The sequence below is a fragment of the Streptosporangium fragile genome (assembly GCF_039534445.1).
Classification (GTDB): domain Bacteria; phylum Actinomycetota; class Actinomycetes; order Streptosporangiales; family Streptosporangiaceae; genus Streptosporangium; species Streptosporangium fragile.
In genome coordinates this window covers 14,625-40,012 of sequence record NZ_BAAAVI010000054.1, presented here as the reverse complement: position 1 = coordinate 40,012, position 25,388 = coordinate 14,625, and the positions used below count along the sequence as shown (strand labels likewise).

25 protein-coding genes are annotated in these 25,388 nt (G+C 71.8%); 19 read left to right on the top strand and 6 right to left on the bottom strand.

Translation table 11 applies throughout. The annotated features are described in order from the left end of the window. Positions 1–18: 18 nt before the first annotated feature. Positions 19–873, top strand: a complete 855-nt coding sequence (locus ABD841_RS29295; protein ID WP_344978541.1) for a tryptophan 2,3-dioxygenase — start codon at positions 19–21, stop codon at positions 871–873. Positions 874–977: 104 nt separating this feature from the next. Here ABD841_RS29295 and ABD841_RS29290 read toward each other — a convergent pair whose 3' ends face one another. Then, on the bottom strand, positions 978–1,787 hold the full coding sequence (locus ABD841_RS29290; protein ID WP_344978539.1) for an Fpg/Nei family DNA glycosylase: 810 nt from the start codon (positions 1,785–1,787) through the stop codon (positions 978–980). Positions 1,788–1,837: 50 nt separating this feature from the next. Continuing rightward, on the bottom strand, positions 1,838–2,257 hold the full coding sequence (locus ABD841_RS29285; protein WP_344978537.1) for a ribosomal maturation YjgA family protein: 420 nt from the start codon (positions 2,255–2,257) through the stop codon (positions 1,838–1,840). Positions 2,258–2,392: 135 nt separating this feature from the next. Here ABD841_RS29285 and ABD841_RS29280 point away from each other — a divergent pair, with 135 nt between their 5' ends. From ABD841_RS29280 to ABD841_RS29255, 6 genes are all read left to right on the top strand, one after another. Beyond that, positions 2,393–3,880, top strand: a complete 1,488-nt coding sequence (locus ABD841_RS29280; protein WP_344978535.1) for a mannitol dehydrogenase family protein — start codon at positions 2,393–2,395, stop codon at positions 3,878–3,880. 168 nt (positions 3,881–4,048) lie between these two features. Further along, positions 4,049–5,512 carry an extracellular solute-binding protein gene (locus ABD841_RS29275; protein ID WP_344978534.1) on the top strand — a complete coding sequence of 488 codons (1,464 nt, stop codon included), beginning with the start codon at positions 4,049–4,051 and terminating at the stop codon, positions 5,510–5,512. After that, on the top strand, positions 5,513–6,445 hold the full coding sequence (locus ABD841_RS29270) for a carbohydrate ABC transporter permease (protein ID WP_344978532.1): 933 nt from the start codon (positions 5,513–5,515) through the stop codon (positions 6,443–6,445). After that, the gene (locus ABD841_RS29265) at positions 6,442–7,392 is read left to right on the top strand and encodes a carbohydrate ABC transporter permease (RefSeq protein WP_344978530.1); all 951 of its coding nucleotides are present in this window, start codon (positions 6,442–6,444) and stop codon (positions 7,390–7,392) included. The genes ABD841_RS29270 and ABD841_RS29265 overlap by 4 nt, the downstream gene beginning before the upstream one ends. An 11-nt stretch (positions 7,393–7,403) precedes the next feature. Then, the gene (locus ABD841_RS29260) at positions 7,404–8,432 is read left to right on the top strand and encodes an NAD(P)-dependent alcohol dehydrogenase (protein ID WP_344978529.1); all 1,029 of its coding nucleotides are present in this window, start codon (positions 7,404–7,406) and stop codon (positions 8,430–8,432) included. A 92-nt stretch (positions 8,433–8,524) separates the two neighbouring features. After that, a complete protein-coding gene (locus tag ABD841_RS29255; protein WP_344978527.1) occupies positions 8,525–9,640 on the top strand; it encodes an ABC transporter ATP-binding protein in 1,116 nt (371 codons plus the stop codon). 110 nt (positions 9,641–9,750) lie between these two features. Here ABD841_RS29255 and ABD841_RS29250 read toward each other — a convergent pair whose 3' ends face one another. From ABD841_RS29250 to ABD841_RS29235, 4 genes are all read right to left on the bottom strand, one after another. Beyond that, the gene (locus ABD841_RS29250) at positions 9,751–10,086 is read right to left on the bottom strand and encodes an L-rhamnose mutarotase (RefSeq protein WP_344978525.1); all 336 of its coding nucleotides are present in this window, start codon (positions 10,084–10,086) and stop codon (positions 9,751–9,753) included. 74 nt (positions 10,087–10,160) lie between these two features. Further along, a complete protein-coding gene (locus tag ABD841_RS29245) occupies positions 10,161–10,862 on the bottom strand; it encodes a Mut7-C RNAse domain-containing protein (RefSeq protein WP_344978524.1) in 702 nt (233 codons plus the stop codon). A 152-nt stretch (positions 10,863–11,014) separates the two neighbouring features. Then, entirely contained in the window at positions 11,015–11,812 is a 798-nt protein-coding gene (locus ABD841_RS29240; RefSeq protein WP_344978522.1) for a class I SAM-dependent methyltransferase, read from the bottom strand. A gap of 192 nt (positions 11,813–12,004) precedes the next feature. Beyond that, positions 12,005–12,991: a helix-turn-helix transcriptional regulator gene (locus tag ABD841_RS29235; RefSeq protein ID WP_344978570.1), complete on the bottom strand. Its 987-nt coding sequence runs from the start codon at positions 12,989–12,991 to the stop codon at positions 12,005–12,007. A gap of 259 nt (positions 12,992–13,250) precedes the next feature. Between ABD841_RS29235 and ABD841_RS29230 the strand changes: the two genes are divergently transcribed. The 12 genes from ABD841_RS29230 to ABD841_RS29175 all read left to right on the top strand — a co-directional run bounded on the left by ABD841_RS29230 (position 13,251) and on the right by ABD841_RS29175 (position 25,388). Further along, positions 13,251–13,619 carry a hypothetical protein gene (locus ABD841_RS29230; RefSeq protein ID WP_344978520.1) on the top strand — a complete coding sequence of 123 codons (369 nt, stop codon included), beginning with the start codon at positions 13,251–13,253 and terminating at the stop codon, positions 13,617–13,619. A 157-nt stretch (positions 13,620–13,776) separates the two neighbouring features. Next, a complete protein-coding gene (locus tag ABD841_RS29225) occupies positions 13,777–13,938 on the top strand; it encodes a hypothetical protein (RefSeq protein WP_344978518.1) in 162 nt (53 codons plus the stop codon). Positions 13,939–14,005: 67 nt separating this feature from the next. Continuing rightward, positions 14,006–15,304 (top strand): lysine N(6)-hydroxylase/L-ornithine N(5)-oxygenase family protein, encoded by a 1,299-nt coding sequence (locus tag ABD841_RS29220; protein ID WP_344978516.1) that lies wholly within the window; start codon positions 14,006–14,008, stop codon positions 15,302–15,304. A 54-nt stretch (positions 15,305–15,358) separates the two neighbouring features. Beyond that, positions 15,359–15,724 (top strand): cupin domain-containing protein, encoded by a 366-nt coding sequence (locus tag ABD841_RS29215; RefSeq protein ID WP_344978514.1) that lies wholly within the window; start codon positions 15,359–15,361, stop codon positions 15,722–15,724. Continuing rightward, positions 15,721–17,256, top strand: coding sequence for a class I tRNA ligase family protein (locus ABD841_RS29210; RefSeq protein ID WP_344978512.1), 1,536 nt, complete (start codon positions 15,721–15,723; stop codon positions 17,254–17,256). Before ABD841_RS29215 ends, ABD841_RS29210 begins: the two co-directional genes overlap by 4 nt. Continuing rightward, the gene (locus ABD841_RS29205; RefSeq protein WP_344978510.1) at positions 17,253–18,512 is read left to right on the top strand and encodes an ATP-grasp domain-containing protein; all 1,260 of its coding nucleotides are present in this window, start codon (positions 17,253–17,255) and stop codon (positions 18,510–18,512) included. Before ABD841_RS29210 ends, ABD841_RS29205 begins: the two co-directional genes overlap by 4 nt. Further along, positions 18,509–19,357: a dimethylargininase gene (ddaH, locus tag ABD841_RS29200; protein ID WP_344978508.1), complete on the top strand. Its 849-nt coding sequence runs from the start codon at positions 18,509–18,511 to the stop codon at positions 19,355–19,357. Before ABD841_RS29205 ends, ddaH begins: the two co-directional genes overlap by 4 nt. After that, positions 19,354–19,707 (top strand): avidin-fold protein, encoded by a 354-nt coding sequence (locus ABD841_RS29195; RefSeq protein ID WP_344978507.1) that lies wholly within the window; start codon positions 19,354–19,356, stop codon positions 19,705–19,707. Before ddaH ends, ABD841_RS29195 begins: the two co-directional genes overlap by 4 nt. Next, on the top strand, positions 19,704–21,509 hold the full coding sequence (locus ABD841_RS29190) for an ABC transporter substrate-binding protein (RefSeq protein ID WP_344978505.1): 1,806 nt from the start codon (positions 19,704–19,706) through the stop codon (positions 21,507–21,509). Before ABD841_RS29195 ends, ABD841_RS29190 begins: the two co-directional genes overlap by 4 nt. 3 nt (positions 21,510–21,512) lie before the next feature. Beyond that, entirely contained in the window at positions 21,513–22,865 is a 1,353-nt protein-coding gene (locus ABD841_RS29185; RefSeq protein WP_344978503.1) for a cation:proton antiporter, read from the top strand. A gap of 1 nt (position 22,866) precedes the next feature. Further along, complete coding sequence (locus ABD841_RS29180) at positions 22,867–24,102, top strand: ATP-grasp domain-containing protein (protein WP_344978501.1); 1,236 nt, start codon at positions 22,867–22,869, stop codon at positions 24,100–24,102. Beyond that, positions 24,099–25,388 (top strand): MFS transporter, encoded by a 1,290-nt coding sequence (locus ABD841_RS29175; RefSeq protein WP_344978499.1) that lies wholly within the window; start codon positions 24,099–24,101, stop codon positions 25,386–25,388. Before ABD841_RS29180 ends, ABD841_RS29175 begins: the two co-directional genes overlap by 4 nt.

Here is a 25,388-nt window from a genome sequence, read left to right as displayed (position 1 = left end):
ACACATGGAGGAGGAACGATGACCGCCATCAGGCAGCTCACCGAGCAGGACCGCAGGGCGCGGGCCGAGGCGAACGAAGGACTGCCCACGCTGGCGTTCGACGCCACCACTCCCTACGACGACTACGTGGGCACCGACGTCCTGCACCGGCTCCAGCGCACCGTCACCGACGTCCCCGAGGAACTGCCGTTCCTGGTGACCACCCAGGTGATGGAGCTGTACTTCGGGCTGCTCCGCTCGGAGTGGCTGCTCGCCCAGCGGCAGCTCGACGATGACGACGACGCCGCCGCGATCCAGACGATCCGCCGCACGGTCCGCCACTTCCAGGCGCTCAACGCCGCCTGGGCGTCGCTGAGCTGGCTGACCCCGGCCCAGTTCAACGCCTTCCGCGACGCTCTCGGCGAGGGGTCCGGCTTCCAGTCGGCGCTCTACCGGCACGTGGAGTTCCTGCTGGGCAACAAGTCGGAGGCGCTCATCCGGCCGCACCGCCGCAACCCCCGGGCCCACCGGGAGCTCGTGGCGGCGCTGCACCGGCCGAGCCTGTACGACTCGGTCCTCGCCTTCCTCGCCCGCGCCGGGTACCCGATCCCCCGGGCCGTGCTGGAACGCGACCTCGCCGCCGAGTACGAGCCCGACGCCGGGGTCGAGGCGGCCTGGGCCGAGGTGTACGCCGGGCCGCTGGCGCCGCTGGCCGAGACGCTGACCGACCTGGCCGAGCAGTTCTCCGACTGGCGCTACCGTCACGTGATGGCGGTGCGCCGCTCGATGGGCGCCAAGCCGGGGTCCGGCGGATCGAGCGGGCTGAGCTGGCTGGAGCGGAGCATGCGACGGGACGTCTTCCCCGAGCTCTGGACGGCGCGAACCCTGATCTGAGGGCGGAGGCGCGGGTGAGCGCCCCCCGGGGCGGCCTCCGGCCTTCCGGCCTCACCGGCGCCGGCGCCGGGATCCACCGGCCCCGGGGCGGACGGCGCGACCGGTCAGCGGGTCTGGCAGGCCGGGCACCAGAAGAGGTTGCGCCCGGAGAGCACCTCGGTGCGGACCTCGGTGCCGCACAGGAAGCACGGCATGCCGGAACGCCGGTAGACGTAGACCTCGCCGCCGTGGTCGTCGACGCGGGGCGGGCGGCCCATCGCCTCCGGTGTGTGCTCCGGCCGGACCGTGTCGATCCGGCCCGCCCGCACGCCCTCGGCCATCAGCGTCACCAGGTCCGTCCAGATCGCCGTCCACTGCTCGCGGGTCAGGTCGCGCCCGGGACGCGACGGGTCGATGCCCTGCCGGAACAGCGCCTCGGCGCGGTAGATGTTGCCCACCCCCGCGACGACCGACTGGTCCATCAGCAGCACGCCGATCGAGGTGCGGCTGCGGCCGATCCGTCGCCAGGCGAGCTCCGGGTCGGCGTCCGCACGCAGCGGGTCGGGCCCCAGCCTGGCGTGCAGCGCCTTCTTCTCGGCCGGGTCGAGCAGCTCGCAGACGTTGGGCCCGCGCAGGTCGGCGTACTCCTCGGCGCCCTTCAGGCGCAGCCGGACGGCGCCCGTCGGCGCGGGCGCGGGCACGGGGCCGAAGGCGTACTTGCCGTAGATGCCCAGGTGGATGTGGAGCCACCGCTCGTCGTCGAAGCCCAGCAGCAGATGCTTGCCGTGGGCGTCGGCCTCCGTGAGCACCCGGCCGTCGATCTGCAGGGCCCCGGCGGCGAACCTGCCCTGCGGGCTCTCGGCGTGCACGGCCCGGCCGGCGAACGCCCGCCGGTGCTCCCCGGCGAGGCGGTGGATGGTGTGTCCTTCAGGCATGGCTCGGCAATCATACGGTGCGCCCACCGGTGCTCAGGGGACACGGCCGTTCAGGGGCCGGGCCGCTCGGCGGCCACGACCCGCCCGGCCGGTGAGCGGTGCCGGAGCAGGGCGTGGGCCCCGGCGGCGAGGGCCGCCCCGGCGGCGTACGCCACGAGGTCGGCCGCGCCGAACGTGCTGCCGAGCACCAGCCGGGCGGCGACGCTGACCTCGGACAGCGCCGCGGGCACCGGCGTGAGCTGGGCGAACTCGACCGCCCAGCTGAAGGCGAGGGCGCCGAGCGCGGCCCGCGCGGGGGACAGACGGGGCAGCAGCAGCACGATCAGCGTATAGACCAGCACGGTGTAGAGGGCGTCGCCCGCGTACTTGCCGAACCAGCCGCCGGTGACCGCGCGGACCGTCAGCCCGGCGGCGACGGTCAGGCACGCCGTGAGCGCGGCGAGCAGGCGGGTGCGGAGAACAGATGACACCCGCCCACGATAACGATCACCGTCCCCGCCTCCGACGCGACGTTATACCAACAGTTTAAATTTTGAAGCTGTCGGAGTTGGCCGTGCCGAGCGTAGAGACGAAGGAGGGACGCCGCCGCAGGGGGATCGATGGCAATGACCACGCTGACGCAGGGGACCGTGGGAGCCCTCGCCCCGGAGGTGGCGGTCCCCTCCTACGACCGGTCGAGGCTCACGGTCGGCATCGTCCACTTCGGGGTGGGCGGATTCCACCGGGCGCATCAGGCGATGTATCTGGACCGGCTGATGAACGACGGCAGGGCGCACGACTGGGCGATCTGCGGCGTCGGGGTCCTCCCCGGCGACGCGCGGATGCGGGACGCGCTGACCGCGCAGGACGGCCTCTACACGATGGTGCTGAAGCACCCCGACGGGACGCGCGAGGCCCGTGTCATCGGGTCGATCACCGAGTATCTCTTCGCGCCCGACGATCCGGAGGCGGTCGTCGAGAAGATGGCCGACCCGGCGGTGCGGATCGTGTCCCTCACCGTCACGGAGGGCGGCTACAACATCCACCCCGTCACCGGGGAGTTCGACGCGGAGGCTCCCGCGATCCGCGCCGACCTGGCGCCCGGCGCGGTCCCGGCCACGGTGTTCGGGCTCGTCACCGAGGCCCTGCGCCGCCGCCGCGACCGCGGGGCCGCGCCGTTCACCGTCATGTCGTGCGACAACATCCAGGGGAACGGCCACGTCGCGCGCCGCACCTTCACGGCGTTCGCCCGGCTCGCCGACCCCGCTCTCGCCGCCTGGATCGAGGACGCCGTCGCGTTCCCCGACTCCATGGTCGACCGCATCACCCCCGTCACCACCGACGAGGACCGCGAGGACCTGGTCCGGCGCTTCGGCGTCGAGGACGCCTGGCCGGTCGTCTGCGAGCCGTTCACGCAGTGGGTGCTCGAGGACCGTTTCTCCAGCGGGCGTCCTCCCTGGGAGGAGGCCGGAGTCCAGGTCGTCGCGGACGTGGAGCCGTACGAGCTGATGAAGCTGCGGCTGCTGAACGCCGGTCACCAGTCGCTCTGCTATTTCGGCTACCTCGCCGGGTACCGGTACGCGCACGAGGCGACCGCCGACCCCGCGATCGCGACGTTCCTCCTCGGCTACATGGACGCCGAGGCCACGCCGACGCTCCGGCCGGTGCCGGGCATCGATCTGGCCGCCTACAAACGGACCCTCATCGAGCGGTTCTCCAATCCCGAGGTGCGGGACACGCTCGCGAGACTGTGCGCCGAGTCGTCGGACCGGATCCCGAAATGGCTGCTTCCCGTCGTGCGCGAGCAACTGGCCCGCGGCGGCGAGGTCGCCCGCGCGGCCGCCGTGGTGGCCAGCTGGGCGCGCTACGCCGAGGGAGCCGACGAGTCCGGTGAGCCGATCGAGATCGTCGACCGGCTGCGGGACCGGCTGACGGCCGCGGCGAGAACGCAGCGCGAGCACCCCACGGCCTTCATCGAGGACCGGGACCTCTTCGGCGACCTCGCCGACGACAAACGGTTTGTCGAGCCGTATCTGCGCGCGCTCGAATCGCTGCACACGAAAGGCGCCCGCGCGACGGTGCGGGAGCTCGCGGAACGCGGGACATGCGCGTGAGCGCGCCGCGCCCGAGGGGAACCGCGGCGGCTTGCCTTCCCAGGAGAAAACCCAAAATCTCATATTATTTATGAGAAAATCTCATATATGTGTGTTTACGTGCACGTTTGTATGAGATAAACCTGTCGTCGTTGCCCTTGCCTGCAATGTCAGGAGGTGCAGTGGACAGTGGATCGCAACTCGTCCCAGCCCAGCAGGCGTGACGTTCTCCGGGGTGCCCTGGCCGCCGGGGCGTCGCTGGCTCTGGGGGGAAGCCTGAGCGCGTGCGGCTCCCGCAGTGACGCGCCGTGGACCGCCAGCGATGACCAGTGGCGCCAGTTCCAGGGCGCCACCTTGAATTTCATCTCGGAGAACACCGCTCCCACCGCCGCCATCGCCGCGAACACCCGGCCGTTCACCGACCTGACGGGGATCAACGTCAACATCGTGACGCTGGAGCTGACCGCGCTGGTCCAGCGGGTCGCCCTGGACCTGGCCTCGGGCCGGGCCCAGTACCAGGTGATCTATGCCGACCCCTACCAGGTGCTCGCGCCGTACCAGCGAGGACTGGTGGACCTGCGCTCGCTGCAGGCCGACCCCAACCTGCCGGACCTGCCCGGCGGGGTCGAGGACTTCATCCCCGCCCAGATGGACGCCGCCGGCCGGTTCGTCGACCGCGAGGCGGTCTACGCCCTGCCGTACGACGCGCCGACGATGATCTGGCAGTACCGGCGCGACCTGTTCGAGAAGTACCACGACCGCATGGCGGACGACCTCGGGTTCGACCCCGTCCCGGGTGGCGAGCGGACGTGGGAGGAGTACCTCCAGATCGCCCAGTGGTTCGGCAAGAACGCGACGTCGGACGTCAGATACGGCACCGGGCACCAGGCCCGCCAGCACGACTCCCTGATGAACGACTTCAGCAACGTGCTGTGGTCCTACGGCGGCGACTACTTCGACAACGGCAAGGAAGTGGGGCGCCTGGGGAAACGGGACCCCGGCCCGTGCCGGCTCGACTCCGACGCCGCCATCGCGGGCGCGGCGTTCTACAACCGGCTGCTCGGCGTCGCCGACCCCGCCTCGAAGACGTGGGACTGGGACGGCGTGGGCGCCGCGTTCCGCGCGGGCCGGCTGGCGATGTGCCCGAACTGGCACGAGTTCGCGGCCAGCAACGAGCAGGTGATGCCCGGCAAGGTCGGTTACGCGGCACTGCCCAAGGGCCCGGCCGGCACGGCCAACATGTACGGGGGCACGGGAGTGGGGATCAGCGCGAACACGCTGCCCCACGAGCGCGGCGCCGCCTGGCTCTTCCTCGTGTGGGCCACCTCGCCCGAGACGCAGCTCGCCAACCTCAAGAGCAAGGCGGGCGGAGGCACCCCCACCCGCACCTCCGTGTACGAGCTGCCGGAGGTGCGCGCGGCCGAGCGGCGGCCCTCGCCGATGCCCAACATGCTCACCGCCGCCGCGGTGCGCCAGGCCTGGCGGGCCGAGAACATCGGCCTCCGGCCCAAGATCCCGATGTGGAACGAGTGCAACACCGCGATCTTCACACAGCTGTCCCGGATGCTCAGCGGGGCGGCGACACCGGAGGAAGCGATGCGTTCGATCAAATCCCGGGTGGACCAGATCGTGGCGCGAGGGTGGGTGGCCTAGATGACGCACGTCGCGGACTCCTCGCCGGTCTTCCGGCCCGCCCGGCCCGAACCCGCCACCCTGAAGGAGCCGAGAGTCGGCTTCGAGGGCAGGATGATGACACCCGGCCTGATCCTGCTGGCCGCGCTCTCGATCGTGCCCTTCCTCGCCCTGGTCGCGATGAGCTTCTCCCTCGTCCGGCTGCTGGGCGGGGTCCGGCTCGACATCGTGGGCTTCAGGAACTGGGCGCGCTTCTTCACCGACGGCGACCTGTGGCTGTCGTGGCTCCGCACGGTCGTCTACTTCGTGCTCACCGTCGGGCTGGAGATGGTCCTGGGGGTGGCCATCGCGCTGTGCCTGTACCGCGTGCTGCGCGGCCGCAACATCATGCTCAGCCTGCTGCTGCTCCCGATGTTCGCCGCGCCCTCGATCGTCGGCCTGCTGGGCCGCTACCTCACCGACTCCACCTTCGGGCTCTACGCGTGGGTGCTGCGCTCCCTCGGGTACACCGGTGACATCCTCGGCAGCCCGGTCAGCGCCTTCGCCGCCGTCGTGCTGATGGACGTGTGGGAGTGGACCCCGCTGATCGCCCTGATCACCCTCGCCGGCCTGTCGAGCGTGCCCCAGTCGGTGCGGGAGGCCGCGGCCGTCGACGGCGCCCGGGGATGGATGACGCTGCGGTACATCCTCTTCCCGGCGATCTCGAACGTGCTGCTCGTCGCGCTGCTCATCCGCTCGATGGACGCCATCCGCTACTTCGACATCATCTGGGTCACCACCAACGGCGGCCCCGCGGACGCGACCAAGATCATTCCGGTCCGGCTGTACGAGACCGCGTTCCGCTTCTTCGACCTCGGCTACGCCGCGGCCATCGGCCTGGCGATGCTGGTCTTCTCGATCATCATCGCCCGCACCTTCGTCCGACTGCTGGACGTCAGGGGGTTGACCCGATGAGCACTTCGATGACGCCACCGTCGTCCACCCGCCAGCGGACCGGTGCCGGTCCGGCCGTGCAGACAGGGGAACGGGTGATCACCCCCGCCCCGCCGGGGGTGCCGCAGTCCCCGCTGGAGGAGAGCAGCCGGCGCTCCCGCTGGGGGGTGGTGATCCTCCTCGCCCTGGCTCTGGTCTGGACGCTGGTCCCCCTGCTCTGGATGCTGCTCTCGTCGTTCAAGAGCCGCGCGGACGTGACCGCGGCCACCCCGCAGATCTTGTTCACGCCGACCGTGGAGAACTACGTCAACCTGTTCACCGGCCCCAACAACCTCGGACCCTACATCTGGCACAGCGTGCTCGCCGCCGGGATCTCCGCGCTGCTCGCGGTCTGCCTGGGCGCGCTCGCGGGCTACGGCCTGGCGCGGACCCAGATGCGCGGGAAGAGACACCTGGCCTTCTGGATCATCTCGACGCGTATGGCGCCCATCGCGGCGGTCGTGGTCCCGCTCTTCCTCATCTTCCGCGGGCTCGGCCTGATCGACACGATCCCCGGCCTGGTGCTGGCCTACCTGACCTTCAACCTGCCGTTCGCCATCTGGCTGATGAGCGCGTTCTTCGCCGAGGTGCCGCCCTCCCTGGAGGAGTCCGCGCTCGTCGCCGGCTGCACCCGCTGGCAGGCCTTCTACACGGTCATCCTGCCGCTGACCAAGTCGGGACTGGTCACCACCTTCGTGCTGTGCCTGGTCTTCGCCTGGAACGACTACGCCTTCGCCGTGGTCTTCTCCGGGCCGAACTCCCAGACGCTGCCCATCGCCGCCTCCCAGCTGGTCACCCAGACGGGCATCGACTGGGGCCAGCTCACCGCCATCGGCACGATCGTGGTCGTGCCGATGATGCTCGCCGGGCTCGCCGTGCGCCGCTGGCTGGTCACCGGCCTCACCCTCGGCGCCGTCACCGGGGAGTAGGGGCGAAGACCATGGCCGGACACACCATGCGCGCCGCCGTCCTGCAGGGCATAGGAAAGATCACGCTGGAGGAGCGGCCCCGGCCCGAGCCCGGCCCCCGGGACGTGCTCGTGCGGGTGGCCTCGGTCGGGACGTGCGGTTCCGACGTGCACTACTACGAACACGGGCGCATCGGCGACTTCGTGGTGGAGGCCCCGCTGGTGCTCGGCCACGAGCCGTCCGGGACCGTGGCCGGCGCCGGCTCCGAGGCCGGCCGCCACCGTACGGGCCTGCGCGTCTCGCTGGAGCCGGGCGTGCCCGACTTCACCTGCCCGCACTGCCGGGCCGGCCGGTACAACCTCTGCCCGCGGATGCGGTTCTTCGGCACCCCGCCGATCGACGGCGCCTTCTGCGAGTACGTCGTCGTGCACGAGGAGTTCGCCCACCCCGTCCCGGACACCCTCTCCGACGACGCCGCCGCTCTCATCGAGCCGCTCTCGGTGGGCGTGTGGGCCTGCCGGAAGGCGCGGGTCGGCCCCGGCACCCGGGTGCTCGTCACCGGCGCGGGCCCGGTCGGGCTGCTCTGCCTGCAGACCGCGCTGGCCTTCGGCGCCACCGACGTCATGATCACCGACGTCAACCCCGTCCGGCTCGGGCTCGCCCGCGACCTGGGCGCGAGCGTGACCCTCGACGTGCGTGAGGACCGGCTGGCCGACGCCGCGTTCGGCCCCGACGTGCTGCTCGAATGCTCGGGTCACCCCGCCGTCGTCGGGGAGGCCGTCCGCGTGGTGGGCCGGGCCGGGCGGGTCGTCCTCGTCGGCATGGGCGGGGACGAGATCCCGCTGCCGCTCTCCCACGTGCAGACGCGCGAGATCGAGGTGACCGGCACCTTCCGCTACGCCAACACCTGGCCGGCGGCCATCGCGCTGGCCGCCTCGGGCCGCGTCCAGCTGGACCCCCTGGTCACCGGGCACTACGGCCTGGCCGAGGTGGAGCAGGCGCTCACGGCCGGAGCCCGCGATCCCGGCCTGGTCAAGGCAGTCGTACGGCCGGGCGAATGACGGTGCGGCCGGAACCGGGACCACGACCGCCGGTCCGCGGGACGGCGGGCGGGCTGCCGGGCGGACCGTTTCCAGTGACATAGGAGGAACCGATGGCCAGAGTCCTTTACGAGGAGGCGACCCGGGTCTACCCCGGGACCGAGCGGCCCGCGGTGGACGCCCTGAACCTCGACATCAGCGATGGCGAGTTCCTGGTTCTCGTCGGCCCGTCCGGCTGCGGGAAGTCCACCTCCCTGCGCATGCTCGCCGGGCTGGAAAGGGTCGACGGCGGGCGCATCGCCATCGGCGACCGCGACGTCACCCACCTGGCGCCGCGCGACCGGGACATCGCGATGGTGTTCCAGAACTACGCGCTCTACCCGCACATGTCGGTGGCCGACAACATGGGCTTCGCGCTGCGGGTGATGAAGATCCCCAAGGACGAGCGCGACCGCCGGGTCCGCGACGCCGCCCGCCTGCTCGACCTGGAGGAGTTCCTCGACCGCAAGCCCAAGGCGCTCTCCGGCGGCCAGCGGCAGCGCGTGGCCATGGGCCGGGCGATCGTGCGCGAGCCGAAGGCGTTCCTCATGGACGAGCCGCTGTCCAACCTGGACGCCAAGCTGCGCGTGCAGACCCGCACCCAGATCGCCGCCCTGCAGCGCCGGCTCGGGGTGACGACGGTCTACGTGACCCACGACCAGGTCGAGGCCATGACGATGGGCGACCGGGTCGCCGTCCTCAAGGACGGGGTGCTCCAGCAGGTCGACACGCCGTTGCGCCTCTACCAGCATCCGGCCAACGTCTTCGTCGCCGGCTTCATCGGCTCGCCGTCGATGAACCTGGCCGAGTTCCGCGTCGAGGGCGAGGAGGCGGTCCTCGGCGGGACACGGGTGCCGCTGACCCGCGAGACGCTCAAGGCGCTCAAGGACGAGAGCGCCGACCGGGTCATCCTCGGCTTCCGGCCCGAGGACGTCGACACGACCGGCGGGGCCGACGCGGAGCACAGGGCCTTCCCCGTCACCGTCACCGTCGTCGAGGAACTCGGTTCGGACGCCTTCCTCTACGGCCAGTACGCCGACCCGGCCTACCCGGAGCTCCTCGACCAGACCGTCATCGCCCGGGTCGACCCCAACGCGCCGCCGGCCAAGGGCGACCGGGTCCGGCTGCGGATCGTCCCGGGCAAGGAGCGGCTCTTCTCCGCGGTCACCGGCCGGCGGCTGCCCATCTGACCGCCGGGTCCTCGGACGTCCCGGCGGTCAGGCCGGGGGAGGGGGTGGCCCGGGGCTCCTCCCCTCCCCGCCCGCGGCGGATCCCGGCGGGGCGGCCCGCCGGGATCGGATCACTCCGCGGGCGCGTCCAGCGGGGGCAGGTGCCAGGCCACCGGCAGGCCCTTGCCCGCGCCCTCCTCGGAGTAGTCGTGCGTGACCTCCAGCAGCTCCGCCATCCGGGCCTGCCAGGCGATGTTCACCGGCAGCCCGGCCAGCGAGGAGAGCAGCGCCTCGTAGTCGTCGCAGTCGATCACGTGGAACAGGTCCTGGCCGCTGCGCCAGATCGTCCACTCGTGCGCACCGCCCTTCCTGATCGCCTCGACCAGCTCGGCGGGCACCTCCCGGTGCGCCTGCTCGTATTCCGACTCCGTGCCCGGCTTGAGCCGGGTGTGCAACGCGACGCGCATGCCGTACCTCCATCGATCGGAGACCGTTATAGCAGTCAGAGGTCCGATCTCTGCGGCCGGGAGGGGGTGGGTGGTCACCCGCGGGCGCGGTCCACGATCGTCTCCAGATGCCGTCCGTGCGCGCCGCGCCAGTACGGCCGGCCGCACGACCGGCAGCGCACGAAGGTGTCGTAGGTGCGGCGGGTGCCCGGCCGCAGCAGGTGTTCCACCTCCTCCTTGGCGACCGGCGCGAGCAGCCCGTTGCACGCGACGCAGCGTGTCCACGGGGACAGCGGCGGCGCGAACCGGTCGAGGACGTCGGCCAGCTGCTCGTCCGGCCGGGATCCGCGCACGTACGCCCCCGACCAGAGCGTCCTGCGCCGCAGCAGGCCGCGGTCGCGGGTCAGCAGCACACGGTGTTCCGCGTTCGCCTGCTCGATCAGCTCGTCGTCGTCGCGGTCGTTGCGGTAGGCCGCGTCGACTCCCAGCAGGCGCAACCGCCGCGCGAGCGTGCCGAGATGCACGTCGAGCACGAACGCGACGGCGCCGTGGGCGTCCACCCGCTGCGGCCGCCGCACCGCGAGGACGTCCACGGTGTCACCGGTCCCCGGCCGGTAGGACGGCGGCTCCGGTCGCCCGCCGACCACCAGGGCCCCGACCTCGGTGAGCGGCACGCCCACCGACTCGACCAGGTGGCCCAGCGAGGAGGTGCCGTCCTGCGCCACCCGCACCCGGCCGTCCCGCCGGCCGCGGGCGAGGAACATCCTGAGCTCGTCCGCGAAAAGCAACCAGACCACACCTCAAGCATCCCCCACGCGCCGGGGCGGGAGCGCCGGCCCGGTACGAGGCCGTCCCGCCACGGCCGGGCCTGCCGCGGTGCGGACCGGCGCCGCGAACAGGGGCAGGCCCGGCCGCCGGGGCCTCGCCGTCCGGAGGGCTCCGGACGGGGTCAGCGGCGTCGCACCCCGATGACGACGAGGTACGGCCGGGACTGGTGAACGCCGTCCTTCGTGCGGTAACCCTCGTAGAACTCGACGAACGCGCGGCGCAGCTCCTCGCGCCGGCCGGGTTCGAGCGACTCGGCGAGCGTTCTCGTCGGCCCGTAGACCGTGGCGAAGAGCTCCCAGACCTCCTCGCCGGACTCGCCGGTCTGCGGCGCGTCGCCCTCCTCGTAGCGGAGCTCGAAGGCCCCGCCCAGCCGCTGCCCGGCGTACTCGCGGTCTCCCCACCGGAACGGCGAGCCGGCCCCGGGCGGCGGCGGGGACATGAAGGGCGCCATCACCTTGAACATGTCCACGACACCCCGCTCGTGGCTCCAGTGCCCGAGCACCAGCCGGCCCCCGGGCCGGCAGACCCGCGCCAGCTCCCGGGCGACGGCGTCGTGGTCGGGGGCGAACATCGAGCCGATGCTGGACGCGACGACGTCGAAGCTCGCGTCCTCGTACGGCAGGTTCTCCGCGTCCCCGACCTCGTAGCGGATGTCGAGCCCCTCGTCGGCGGCGAGCCGCTTCGCGGTCTCGATCAGCCCGGGTGCGAGATCGACGCCGGTGACCTCCGCGCCGGACCGGGCCAACCGCGCCGCGAGCGCGCCGGTCCCGGTCGCGACGTCGAGCACACGCTCCCCGGGACGGACGTCGAGCGCCCGCACCAGGTGGTCGAGCAACGGCTGATAGTGCTGCGGCAACCGCTCGTACGGCCCCGTGCCCCAGACGACGCTCTGCCGTTTCTTGAACTCTTCGAATCCCATGCCCCCGCTCCCATCGGCGCGTCCCCGGACGCGGCCGGCCAGGGCCCGTGCCGGGGGCGACGCCATTGCGCGGGGTGCCGCGGGATCCCCCCCGGAACCCGCCACGACGGCTCCCCCGCTTCACCGACGATAGGCACCTCCCCGCCGCACGCGACAGGAAAACCCGCCGCCGCGACCGGGGACGGCGGCCCGTCAGGGGTGCTCCGGCAGCCATCCCCGGGCGGCCGCGAGGTAGCCGGCCTGGAACCGGCTCCGGGCGCCGAGCCGCTCCATCAGGTCGGCGGTGGCGCGCCGCAGGGTGCGGACCGAGACGTCGAGCCTGCGGGCCACCACCTCGTCGGTCAGTCCCAGCGAGAGCAGGCGGAGGATCTCGCGCTCCTGGCTGCTGAGCCCCTTCTCGTCACGCCGGGGTTCCCCGCCGAGGGGGGTGGCGGCCTCCCAGGTCCGCTCGAACAGCGCGACCAGGGCGGCGACGACGCCCGCTCCGCGCAGCAGGACCGCTCCCGCGCCGCTGTCCTCGGGGTTCATCGGCACGAGGGCCGCCTGCCGATCGAAGACGATCATGCGGAGCGGGAGGCTGGGCGCCGTGCGCACCCGGCCGCCGCGCCCGGTGAGCCAGAACGCGTACCTGGTGGTCGACTGGTCGTTGCGGACGCTGTCCAGGTAGACGATGCGGAGGGCGGCGCCGCGGTCGAGCAGCGCCTCGTCCAGCGGGCGGCTCGCCTCGATGTTGTCCGGGGTCTGGGCGCCCTGCGGTTCGAACCCGAGGAGCTCGTGCCGGCATCCGGCGACCAGTTCCTCGATCCTGGCGCGGATCGTGTCGATGCCGACGAGCGTTTCGGAGTCCTCGCTGGGCTGCGCCGGGTTCCGGTCCGCGTAGGTCGCGATCATCTGGGCGACGGTTGTCCGGCTCCGCTCGATCTCCTGCTGCCGGGCCAGCAGCGCGGCCTCCTCGCGGGCCAGCAGCGCGGCCAGTCCCACCTCCGGGCTGACCAGGCGCAGCACGTCCGGCTCCTCCCAGGAGGGGCGCAGGAGCGACAGCCTGGCCAGCTCGTCCAGCGTGCTGCGGATCCGGTGGACCGGCCAGCCCAGCTTCACGCTCAGCTCCGCCACTCCGTACGAGGGGTTCTCCAGGATGGTCCGGTAGACGGTTTCCTCGGCGGAGCCGAGACCAAGCATCGTGAGCACGTGCCCTCCACGGTGCGAGCATGATCGAGACGCGACCGTGCGGGCAGGCCTCACGGTGGTCGAGACCCGACGCTAGCCCGGCGGAGTGATGATCCGGTTACGTGGCCGTCTCCGGGTCTCTGACCTGCCGGAATCCCGGCTTCCCGTGCCACGCGGGCCGTTCCCGGCGCCCTGGCAGGTCTCTGCCGGGCAGGCTCATGCCAGGACGGGAGCCTGGCCTGTCCGCCGCAGGGGAGGCCAGGGTCGATTCATGTACCTCATCCACGCGCGGCTGCGCGCACCCGAGATCGACGGCCACCCGGTCTCGCCCGAGGAGCGGACCTCCGCCCGCGAGATCCGCCGCCTGCTCACGGTGCTGGCCGAGCCCGAGGACCGGCTGGAGCACGCCTACAGCGAGGCGCGTCCCGACGGCGTCGCCCTCGGCCTGTTCTTCCGCCAGCCCACCCTCGACGTCGCCGAGAGCGCCGCGGACCGGCTGTGTCGCCGCTGTCTCGACACGGTGCCCGGGCTCGCCGGCTGGTCGCTGGCGGGCTGCGGCGCCGACCTCACCCTGGCGCTCGCCCCTCTTGGCACGCTCGGCGGGCAGGCCTGGCAGCGACCTGCCATTGCAGCGCGCTGACAGCCCGGAGGCCTTCCGGAGTCCGACTCGCCGACCAAGAATCAAAGCGTCAGAACAAATCAGGAAATGTCCGGAGAAATCCATCGGGGGTATCCGGGCCGCGAAAAGCAGAAAGCGCCGAGAAACACCGGCTGAAAGGAAGGAAACGATGAACACCATGATCCGTTCAGTCCCCACCGTGCTCGGCGCCCTCCCGCTCGCCGTCACCCCCGTGGCCGCCAGGGCGGCCACGGTCGCGGCCGGCGAGGCGGCCGGTGACGACCCGGCTCTCGCGGCCACGCCGGCCTCGGCCCTGACCGACGGGGCCGGCTGGCAGTGACCCCGAGCAGGAGAGACCCACTCACTCCGGGCACCGCGCCCGAGAAGTCGTCCAGGAGGCGACCACTGTGAAGCACCAGGAAGCCGAGCTGCTCGCCCTCGGCGCGGGGCCGTCCAACCTCGCCCTCGCCGTGGCTCTCGAAGAGCTCGAACCGGAACTGGCGACCAGAACACTGATCGTCGAGCAGCACGAGAACGTGGCCTGGCAGCGCGGAATGCTGCTGCCGTGGACGCAGAGCCAGGTCTCCTTCCTCAAGGACCTGGTCACCCTGAGAAACCCGCAGAGCAGATTCTCCTTCGTGAACTACCTGCACTCCGTGGGAAGGCTTCACGAATTCGTGAACCTGGGCAGTTTCACCCCCTACCGGATGGAGATATCGAACTATCTCCTCTGGGTGGCGGAATCACTGACGCGGGTCCGCATCCAGTACGGCCGGCGCTGCGTGGCGGTCGATCCGGTGCTGTCCCCCGGCGGCCGGATCGAGCGGTGGACCGTCCGGCTCGCCGACGGCTCGACCATCTCCTGCCGCACCCTGATGATCGGCGCGGGCCGCGACCCGCACGTCCCCGAGGTCTTCGGGACGCTCCCGAGAGAGCGGGTCATCCACAGCACCGAGTACAGCCGGGGAATCGCCCGGCTCGACCACGACGCCCCGCACCGGGTCGTGGTGATCGGCGGCGCGCAGAGCGCGGCCGAGATGCTGTGGGCCACCCACCAGAGCATGCCCAACGCCCGATGCACCATGGTCATGCGCTCCATCGGCCTCAACGGCTACGAGAGCAGCAAGTTCACCAACGAGCTCTTCTACGCCTCCTTCGTCGACGAGTTCTACCGGTCCGGCCCCGAGGCGCGCCGCCAGCTCCTCGGCGAGATGCACCGCACCAACTACGCGGGCCTGTCCCCGGGCATGCTCGAAACCCTCTACCGGCAGATCTACCTGGAGCGCCTCACCGGGCAGGAGCGGATCAGGATGATCACCATGGCCGACGTCTCCGCGGCCAGGACCGAGGGCGACGAGATCGTCCTCACCCTGACCGACCGGAAGAGCGGCCGCCGCGACGAGCTCCGGTGCGACGTGCTGCTGCTCGGCACCGGCTTCGACCGCCGGATGCCCTCGCTGGTGCGCGGCCTGGCCGCGAAGGCCGGTCTCGACGAGATCGATGTCGGCCGTTTCTACAAGCTGGCCCTGCCCGCCGGCTCCGACGCCGCCTGCTACCTCCAGGGCGTCAACGAGGACACCCACGGCATCGCCGACTCCCTGCTCAGCACCCTGGCCAACCGCGCGGAGGAGATCGTCGGCGACCTCCGGGAGAGCCACGGCACCGCCGAGCTCCTGCCGTCGTTCAGCCTGCCGGTCGCCTCCTGACCCCGCAGCGCCCCTCCGCCCCCTCCGCCGAAGCGATCCGAGGAGACACCCCCCGTGGACCTTCGTTCCTATGACCCTGCCCAGCTCCGCCCGGACAACGGCCTGCTCGCCAAGCGGCTGCTCCCGTGGAACACGCTGAACGCCCCGTTCGAGGGGGCCTGGTGCGTCATCCGGCCCGGAACCGCCTCGACCCGGCACGCCCACCACGAGTACGAGATCTTCATCGCGGTCTCCGGTGAGGCGGTCCTGGAGAGCGAGGGCGAGCACGCCCCCTTCTCCGCCGGGGACATCGCCTACTTCCCACCCGGCACCGACCACCGGGTCGTCAACGACGGCACCGCCGACTTCGAGATGTACGGCATCTGGTGGGACCACGACATGACCCGCGCTTTCGAGACCCGCCACCTGGAGGAGAAATGACGGGGACGATCGTCATCGCCGCGACCCCCACCCCCAACGGGGACCTGCACGTCGGCCACCTGGCGGGCCCGTACCTCGCCGGTGACGTCCACGCCCGCTACCTGCGCGCCGACGGGCGTCCCGTGACGTACGCGACCTGCACCGACGACAGCCAGTCCTACATGATCTCGACCGCGCGCAAGCACGGCACGACACCCGCGGAGCTGTGCGCGACGTCCACCGCCCGCATCCAGCGGTCGATCGAGGCCATGGGCGTCTCCCTCGCCCCGCTGCCCCCCGTCGACGACGTCTACCGGCGGACCGTGCTCGACTTCGTCACCGCCCTGCACGAGGCGGGCCGCTTCGAGCTGCGCACGGTGCGCATGCCGTACGCCGGCAACGCGGGGACCTACCTGTTCGACGGGCTGGTCAAGGGCGAGTGCCCGGCCTGCCTGACCGAGAGCTGCGGCGGGTCCTGCGAGGGCTGCGGCCATCCCAACCACTTCGACGACCTCGGCGACCCGCGCTCGGTCCTCGACCCCGGCGACCCGGTGACCTCACGCGAGGTCGACGTCCTGGTCCTGCCCCTGGAGAACCACCGGCGGGAGCTCACCGCCTACTACACCGCCCGCGAGGGGGGCTGGCGGCGGCACAGCGCCCAGCTCATCCGGGAGATCCTGGCCCGGCCGCTCCCCGAGATCCCGATCACGGTGCCGTCGCCGGGGTGGGGGATCGACGCGCCGTTCGCCGAGACCCCCGGCCAGATCCTCTACCCCTGGATCGAGGCGATGCCCGCCTCGATCTACAGCACCTGGAAGGCGGCCGGCGAGCCCGAGGGCCCCGTCGACGAGCTCTGGCGCGCCGGCAGCGGCAACCGCCTGGTCTACTTCCACGGCTTCGACAACGTCTACTTCTGGGGAATGGTCGACCTGGTGATGCTGCTCGCCCACGGCGACCGCTACATCACCCCCGACGTCAACGTCTGCAACGAGTTCTACGAGCTGGAGAACGAGAAGTTCTCCACCAGCCGCAACCACCTGATCCGCGGCGCCGACCTGGTCGCCGAGGTGCCACGCGACCTCGTCCGCTTCTACCTCGCGCTCACCTGCCCGGAGGACCAGCGGGCCAACTTCACCAGGGAGGGGCTCGACAAGGTCACCGACCGGCGGCTGCGCGAACCGTGGAACGCCCTGGCCGCCCGTGTCGAGGCCGCCGTCACCGACCCGGGGGAGGAGCTCAAGGTCACCGACGCCGGCCGCCGGCGGGCGGCGGTGATGGTCGAGAGGTTCCGCCTCTGCTACGACCTCGCCACCTTCAGCCTGACCCGGGCGGCGGACGGCATCGTCACTCAGCTCGGCAGACTGCTGACCGCCGAGCACGCCGAGACCGGCGACCTCCTGCTCCAGGTGCGCACCCTCCTGGCCTGCGCCGCCCCCATCCTGATCGACGTCGCGGCGGAAGCCGAGGCGGCGGGCGTCGAGCTCACCCTCGACACCGGCGCCGAGACGATCGACGCCTTCCTCCTTCCCCGTCTCCCCGGGAGCCCCCGATGAAACTCCTCGCCCTGGAGGCCAGGCAGAACGCCACCTACTACCAGTCCCGCTACCAGCAGGTCCAGGACTTCGGCGCCGAGCTCTACGTGCTCAACGGGATCGGCACCCCGGACTTCTGGCCGGCCGGCCGCTACCGCCTCGCGGGCTCCCAGCGGATCGACGACCTCATCACCGAGGCCAAGGTCTGGCACGAGCAGGAGCGCTTCGACGGGGTCATCACCTTCTCCGAGTCGGCCGTGACCGCGGTCGCGGCCGTCGCGGAGGCGCTCGGCCTGCCGGGCGTGGGCGTCGAGGCGGCCAGGACCAGCCGGAACAAGCTGCTGATGCGCGAGGCGCACCGCGCGCACGGCGCGCCGCACCCGGACTTCCGCTTCGTCACCGACCTCGCGGAGGCGCTCGGAGCCGCCGAGGACTTCGGCTACCCGGTCATCCTCAAGCCCACCCTGGGCGCCGCGAGCAACTTCGTCTTCAAGATCGACGACCGGGAGGAGATGGCGGAGCTGTTCCCGCGGGCCCTCGCCGGCATCGAGGGCATGTCGTGGTTCGCCATGGAGGCGCACGGCCTCGACCTCGGCCCGCACGGCCTGCTGGTGGAGTCGTTCCTGGACGGCGAGGAGTTCCTGATCGAGGCGGTGGCCTGGGACGGCGAGGTCTACCTCGGCTCGATCGTGGACCGCATCACCGTCGAGGGCGGCACCTTCGACGACGACGTGCACCACGCGCCGACCTCGCTCACCCCCGAGCAGGTGGCAGCGGTCCACCGGGTCGTCCGGGCCGGCGCGCACGCCCAGGGGCTGCGGCGCAGCGTGCTGCACGCCGAGGTCCGCTTCCACCGGGGCGAGCCGTACCTGCTGGAGATCGCGATCCGGCCCGGCGGCGGCGGGCTGGACCTCATCGCCAGGATCACCGCCGACCACTGCCCGATCCGGGCGGTGATGGACGTGGCGCGCGGCGCCGCGCCACGAGTGCGGCACTACCGGCCGAACGGCGTGCACGTCACCGCGATGTGCCTGCTCTGCGACGCCGGCACGATCGCCTCGGTCGACGTGCCCGCCGAGGTCGCCGAGTCGGACCGGGTCTTCTTCCTCAAGATCACGGCCAAGCCCGGGGACGTCGTCCGGCGCCCGCCGGAGGGCAACAGCATCCTCGGCTTCCTCGGCACCACCGGCACCTCCCTGGAGGACGCCCGGGAGGCGATGCTCGACCACGCCTCCAAGATCACCGTCCGCTTCGTCCAGGACGGAGAGCCGTCATGACCCAGCTGGCCACCGAGGCGCCGCAGCGCGTCCAGCGCGTCGCCCGCCCCCGCCGCTACCTGATGTGCCCGCCCACCCACTTCGACGTGGTCTACTCCATCAACCCGTGGATGGACCCCGGCAAGCCGGTCGACGGCTCCCTCGCCCGGCTCCAGTGGGAAGGCCTGCTGCACGCCTTCCGGGCGCTCGGCCACCGGGTGGAGTTCATCGACCCGCTGCCCGGCTCCCCCGACATGGTCTTCGCCGCCAACGGCGCGACCGTCATCGACGGGAAGGTGCTGTCCGCCCGGTTCCGGCACCCGGAGCGGGCCGCGGAGGGCCCCGCCTACCTGGAGTGGTTCCGCGCCCGGGGCTACGAGACCCGCGAGGCGGTCCACGTCAACGAGGGCGAGGGCGACTACCTCCTCGCCGGCCGGTACCTGCTGGCCGGCACCGGCTTCCGCACCGACACCCGCTCGCACCGCGAGGCGGAGCGGTTCTTCGGGCGGCCCGTGGCCGGGCTCCGCCTGGTGGACCCGCGCTTCTACCACCTCGACACCGCGCTGGCCGTGCTGGACGACGAGCAGATCATGTACTACCCCGGAGCCTTCGCCCGGGAGAGCCAGGGCGTCCTGCGCGTCCTGTACCCCGACGCGATCATCGCCACCGAGGCCGACGCGGAGGTGTTCGGGCTGAACGCCGTCTCCGACGGCCGCCACGTCCTGCTGCCGCCCGCGGCCACCCACCTGATGGACGAGCTGCGCGAGCGCGGCTACGAACCGATCGGGGTCGAGCTCTCCGAGCTGCTGAAGTCCGGCGGGAGCGCCAAGTGCTGCACCCTCGAACTGCGGGGGGCCCGGCGATGATCGACTACAACGGGCGCCGCTTCACCACCGGCGGCGTGCCCCCCGAGGAGAAGCACCCGGTCGCCCTGTACCGCCAGGACGGCGACCTGCTGTGGGGCGAGTTCGCCGGCGGGCACGCCCGCCGGGGCACCCTGACCGGGGTCTGCGCCCCCGACGGCAGCCTCGACTTCGCCTACTGCATGGTCCTCGACGACGGCGCCGTCGTGTCGGGCCACTGCCACAGCGTCCCCGAGATGCTCCCCGACGGCCGCGTGCGGCTCCACGAGACGTGGGAGCGCTACGGCGACCACGCGGACAGCGGCACCTCCCTGCTCGAAGAGATCGACCCGAACACCGAGGGACAGTCATGACTCTGAACACCATCGCCCGGCCCGGCGCGGAGAAGCCGGTCAAGGGCGGCACCGTGACCTGGGCGTGCGCGCCCGGCTTCCCCCCGTCCATCATCTTCCCCTTCACCCCGCCGGAGCGCTTCGGCACCCGCAACCTGCTCGAGTTCCAGATCCTGATGTACCGGCCCCTCTACTTCTTCGGCACCAAGGGCACCCCGGACGTCGACTACGACCTCAGCATCGGCGAGCCGCCGGAGTGGAGCGAGGACGGCCGGACCGTCACCGTCACCGTCAAGCCCTGGAAGTGGTCCAACGGCGAGACGATCTGCGCGGACAACGTCCTGTTCTGGGTGAACATGATGGCGGTCAAGGGGGAGCGGTACGGGGAGTACGTCCCCGGCTGCTTCCCCGACAACCTGGTCTCCTACGGCAAGCTCGCCGAGGACAAGGTCTACTTCACCTTCGACAAGGTCTACTCCAAGCGCTGGGTGCTGATGAACCAGCTCAGCACCATCACCCCGATGCCCAAGGCGTGGGACCGCACCGCCGACGGGCCGTCCGACGCCTCCTCCAGCCTGGAGAACGTGGCCGCGGTCTACGACTTCCTGATGGGGGAGAACGGCGGCGTCATCGAGGAGGACAACTCCGACCGCGTGCACTGGGCCGACAGCCCGATCTGGAGCGTGGTCAGCGGCCCGTGGCGGCTGAAGAGCTACACCATGGAAGGCGTCGTCACGTTCGTCCCCAACGAGCACTACTCCGGCCCGAACAAGCCGCACCTGGACGAGTTCCGGCAGATCCCCTTCATGTCCGACGGGGAGGAGTACCAGAGGCTGCTCCGGGGGCCCGACGGCCCCGACGGCATCCAGGTCGGCTACCTGCCGCTGAGCTTCAGCACCGAGCCGACCGACGACCCCACCAAGGGCGGGCCCAACCCGCTGGGCGAGCACTACACCCTCGTCCCGCAGGCGGCCTTCTGCATCCGCTACATCCCGCTCAACTACAACAACCCGACCGTCGCCGGGAAGATGCTCGCCCAGACCTACATCAGGCAGGCGATGCAGCACACCCTCGACCAGGACCGGGCGGCCCGCGACATCTACCACGGCTACGCCTACCGCCAGGACGGCCCGGTGCCCCGCTACCCGGTGAGCGACCTGGTCTCGCCCTCCCTGCAGGGCGCGCCGATCCTGCCCTACGACCCCGACCGGGCCCGCAAGCTCCTGGAGGAGAACGGCTGGGACACCAGCACGACGCCGGCGGTCTGCGTCAACCCCGGCGAGGGCCCCGGCCAGGCCGGCGCGGGCATCCCCGCGGGCACCAAGCTCAGCTTCTCCCTCCGCTACGCCGAGGGCCGCCCCGCGCTCACCCGGCTGATGGAGCAGTTCCGCGACGACGCCGCCAAGGCCGGCATCGAGATGCGGCTGCAGGAGGTCTACGGCTCGGTCCTGGTGGCGGAGGACGCCCCGTGCGTCCCCGGGCCCGACAGCCCCTGCCTGTGGGAGCTGAGCACCTGGGGCGGCGGCTGGGTGTACCACTACCCGAGCGGCGAGATCCTGTTCAAGACCGACGCCGGCGGCAACTTCGGCCACTACACCGACCCGAAGGCCGACGAGCTCATCGCCCGCACCGTGACCAGCGACGACCCGGCCGCGCTCTACGAGTACCAGGACTACATCGCCGAGCAGGTCCCGGTCATCTTCATCCCCAACTTCTCACTGCGGCTGTTCGAGGTGGCCAACAACCTGCGGGGCTTCGAGCCGATCAACCCCTTCGGGATGATCAGCCCGGAGAACTGGTACTACGTCGAGAAGGGCGACTGAGCCGTGGCGTTCGCCACGGCGCCGGTCGCTGTCATCCCCGCGCACAACCTCCTCGTCCTCCTCCTCCAGCTCGGGCTGCTCCTCGGCCTGGCCACCCTCCTGGGCCGGCTCGCGGCCCGCCTCGGACTGCCCCCGCTGCTCGGCGAGCTCTGCGCGGGCATCCTGATCGGGCCCTCGCTGCTGGCCAACGCCGCACCCGACCTCTCCGCGTGGCTGTTCCCCACGGACCCGGCCAGATTCCACATGATCGACGCCATCGGCCAGCTCGGCGTGTTGCTGCTGGTGGGCCTGACCGGCGTGCATCTCGACCTCGGCTTCATCCGGCGCCAGGGCCGGAGCGCCGCCTGGATCAGCGGCGCCGGACTGATCGTCCCGCTGGTCCTCGGCGTCGGGATCGGGTTCCTGGCCCCCGCCGAGCTGATCGCCGACGGCGTCGACCAGACGGTCTTCGCCCTCTTCCTGGGCGTCGCGCTCTGCGTCAGCGCCATCCCCGTCATCGCCAAGGTGCTGACGGAGATGCGCCTGCTCCACCGGGACATCGGCCAGCTCATCCTCAGCACGGCCATCATCGACGACGTGGTGGGCTGGCTGCTCCTGTCGGTGGTCTCCGCGCTCGCCACCGCCGGGGCCCGCACCGGGCAGGCCGCGCTGACCGCGATCGCGCTGCTCGCCGTGCTCGTGCTGGTCGCCGTCGTCCTCGGCCGCCGCGTGGTCGACACGGTGCTGCGCGTCGCCGGCCGCGGCGAGGGAGGCATCCCCACCGTCGCCGCGGTGACCGTCATGATCCTGCTCTCGGCCGCGGCCACGCACGCGATGGGGTTCGAGGCCATCCTCGGCGCCCTCGTCTGCGGCGCGCTCGTCGGCTCCTCGCCGCACCTGAGCCCCGCCAGGCTGGCCCCCCTGCAGATGATCGTCGCCGCGGTGCTCGCGCCGATCTTCTTCGCGACGGCGGGCCTGCGGATGGACCTGACCGAGCTGGCCAAGCCGTCCGTGCTCGGGGCCGGGATCCTGGTGCTGACCGTCGCCATCGCCGCCAAGTTCGCCGGCGCCTACCTCGGGGCGCTCATCGCGCGGCGCAACCGCTGGGAGGCCCTCGCGCTGGGGGCCGGTCTCAACTCCCGGGGCGTGATCGAAGTGATCATCGCGATGGTGGGGCTCCGCCTGGGCGTGCTCACCACGGCGTCCTACACCGTCATCGTCCTGGTCGCGGTGGTGACCTCGATGATGGCCCCGCCCCTGCTCCGCCTCGCGGCCTCCCGGATCGCCCCGACCGAGGAGGAACCCGCCCGCGAGGAGTTCTTCGACACCCTGCAGACCCCTGGCAGGGAACTCGTGACCACCGCCAAGGAGGCGTGACATGACCGCAGACACCAGGCCGCTGATCCTGGTGGTCGCGACGGGGATGCGGCACTACCGCGAATACCTGTTGCGCTCGATCTCCACCGAGTACCGCGTCCACCTCTTCGTGACCGCCGAGCCCGGCTGGGAGCGGGAGTACGTCACCGGCTGGACCGTGGTGGACGACACGACCGACGGCCCCGCGATGGCGGCCGCCGCGCGGGAACTGGCCGCCCGCGATCCGGTGCACGGGGTGCTGTGCTGGGACGAGGCCAGGATCCTGGCCGCCTCGTACGTCTCCGAGGCCCTCGGCCTGCCGGGCGGCGACCCCGAGATGGTGCGGCGCTGCCGCGACAAGCACCGCACCCGCGTCGCGCTCGACGCGCTCGGCGTGCCGCAGCCCAGGTCGGCGGCGGTCTCCACGGTCGAGGAGGCCCTGCGCGCCGCCGGGGAGGTCGGCTACCCGGTCGTCCTCAAGCCGCGGGGCCTCGGCGGCAGCCTCGGCGTCATCAAGGTCGAGGACCCGCGGGAGCTGGAGGACAGGTTCGCCTTCGTCCGCGACCTGACCGTCCCCGACGGGGCGACGTTCGACGTCCCCGTCCTGGTCGAGGAGTTCGCCGACGGCCCGGAGGTGAGCGTCGACGCCGTCGTCCAGGGCGGCGTGGTCACCCCCCTCTTCGTCGGCAGGAAGGTCCTCGGCTACGAGCCGTACTGCGAGGAGGTGGGCCACTACGTCGACGCCCGGGACGAGCTCCTGGACGACCCGGAGTTCTGCCGGGTCCTGCAGGACACGCACACCGCGCTCGGGTTCACCGACGGGTTCACCCACACCGAGATCAAGCTCTCCTCCAAGGGCCTGCGCGTCATCGAGGTGAACGGCCGCCTGGGCGGGGACATGATCCCCTACCTCGGGCTGCTCACCACCGGGATCGACCCCGGCCTGGCCGCCGCCGCGGTGGCCTGCGGACGCCCGCCCGCGCTCGTCCCCGAGCGCAAGCTCGTCGGCGGGGTGCGCTTCTTCTACGTCGCCGAGGACGACACCACGATCGAGTCGATCGAGTTCGACGAGGCGGGCCTGCCCCCGGAGATCGACCGGGCCGCCCCGGTCGTCGCCCCGGGCGCGACCGTCTCACCACCGCCCAAGGGCACCCTGTGGGGGCGTATCGCCTACGCCACCGCGCTCTCCCCGACCGTCGACGAGTGCCGGGCCGCGCTGGACGCCGCCGAGGCCAACCTGAAGGTGAAGGCAGTATGACCGCCATTGTCGAGAACGAGAAGACCACCCCCGTGAAAGAGCCGGACGCCGGCGTGTTCGTCACCCTGAGGGAGGCCCCGGTCGCCGTCCGGGCGCTGCTCCTCGGGGGCTTCATCAGCAGGCTCGCCGCGTTCATCCAGATCTACCTGGTGCTGTTCCTGACCGACCGCGGCTTCTCCGCCACGCAGGCCGGGCTCGCGCTGGGCGTGTACGGCGGCGGCGCGGTGGCGGGCTCGCTGGTCGGCGGCTCGCTCTCCGACCGCCTCGGCGCCCGGACGGTCACGCTGGTCAGCATGGCCGGCTCGGCCGCGCTGATCGTGTCCATCCTCTACGCCCCCACCTACGCGCTGCTGCTCGCCGCCGTCTTCGCGGTCAGCGCGGTCGGCCAGTTCTACCGGCCGGCGGCCCAGACGATGATCACCGAGCTGACGCCGAAGCACCGGCTGGTGATGATCACGGCGATGTACCGGCTGGGGCTGAACCTGGGGATGACCGCGGCCCCGCTGATCGGCGCCGCGCTGCTCACCGTCTCCTACAACGCGCTCTTCTGGGGTGAGGCCTTCGCGGCGCTGGCCTTCGGCGCCATCGCGATGTTCGCGCTGCCCCGCGGCGGCGTCCGGGCCCGGAAGGAGGCCGCGGCGGCGGCCGGCCCGGAGCCGCGGGGCCGCTCCGGGTACCTCGCGGTGCTCGCCGACTGGCGCTACAGCGTCTACCTGCTCGCGATGCTGCTCACCTCCGCCGTCTACTGCCAGTACACGGCCACGCTCCCGCTGGACATCGCCGCCGCCGGGATCAGCCTGTGGTGGTACGGCGCGGCCGTCTCGCTGAACGGCTTCATCGTCATCACCTGCGAGCTGGCGATGACGAAGGTCGTGCAGAAGTGGCCGATCCGGCTGACCGCGCTGCTCGGCCTCGGCCTGGTCTCGGTCGGCTACGCGATCTACGCGATCTCCCCGCTCCCGATCTGGTTCATGATCGGCACCCTGGTCTGGACGCTCTCGGAGATCATCGGCGGGCCCACCGTCTTCGCCTACCCGGCGATGGCGGGGCCGGAGCGGCTGCGCGGCCGGTACATCGGCGCCATGCAGAGCGTCTTCGGCCTCGGCACCGCGATCGGGCCGGTGATCGGCACCCTGGTCTGGTTCCAGGTCGGCCGCTCCGTCTGGCTGTGGGCCGCACTGGTCTCCGCGGTGGCGACCGTGGCCGGGCTGATCGGCATGCACACCCCCGACCGGGCCGAGGAATCGCGGCACGCGGCGGCCCCGGCGGCGGGAACGGAGGAATGA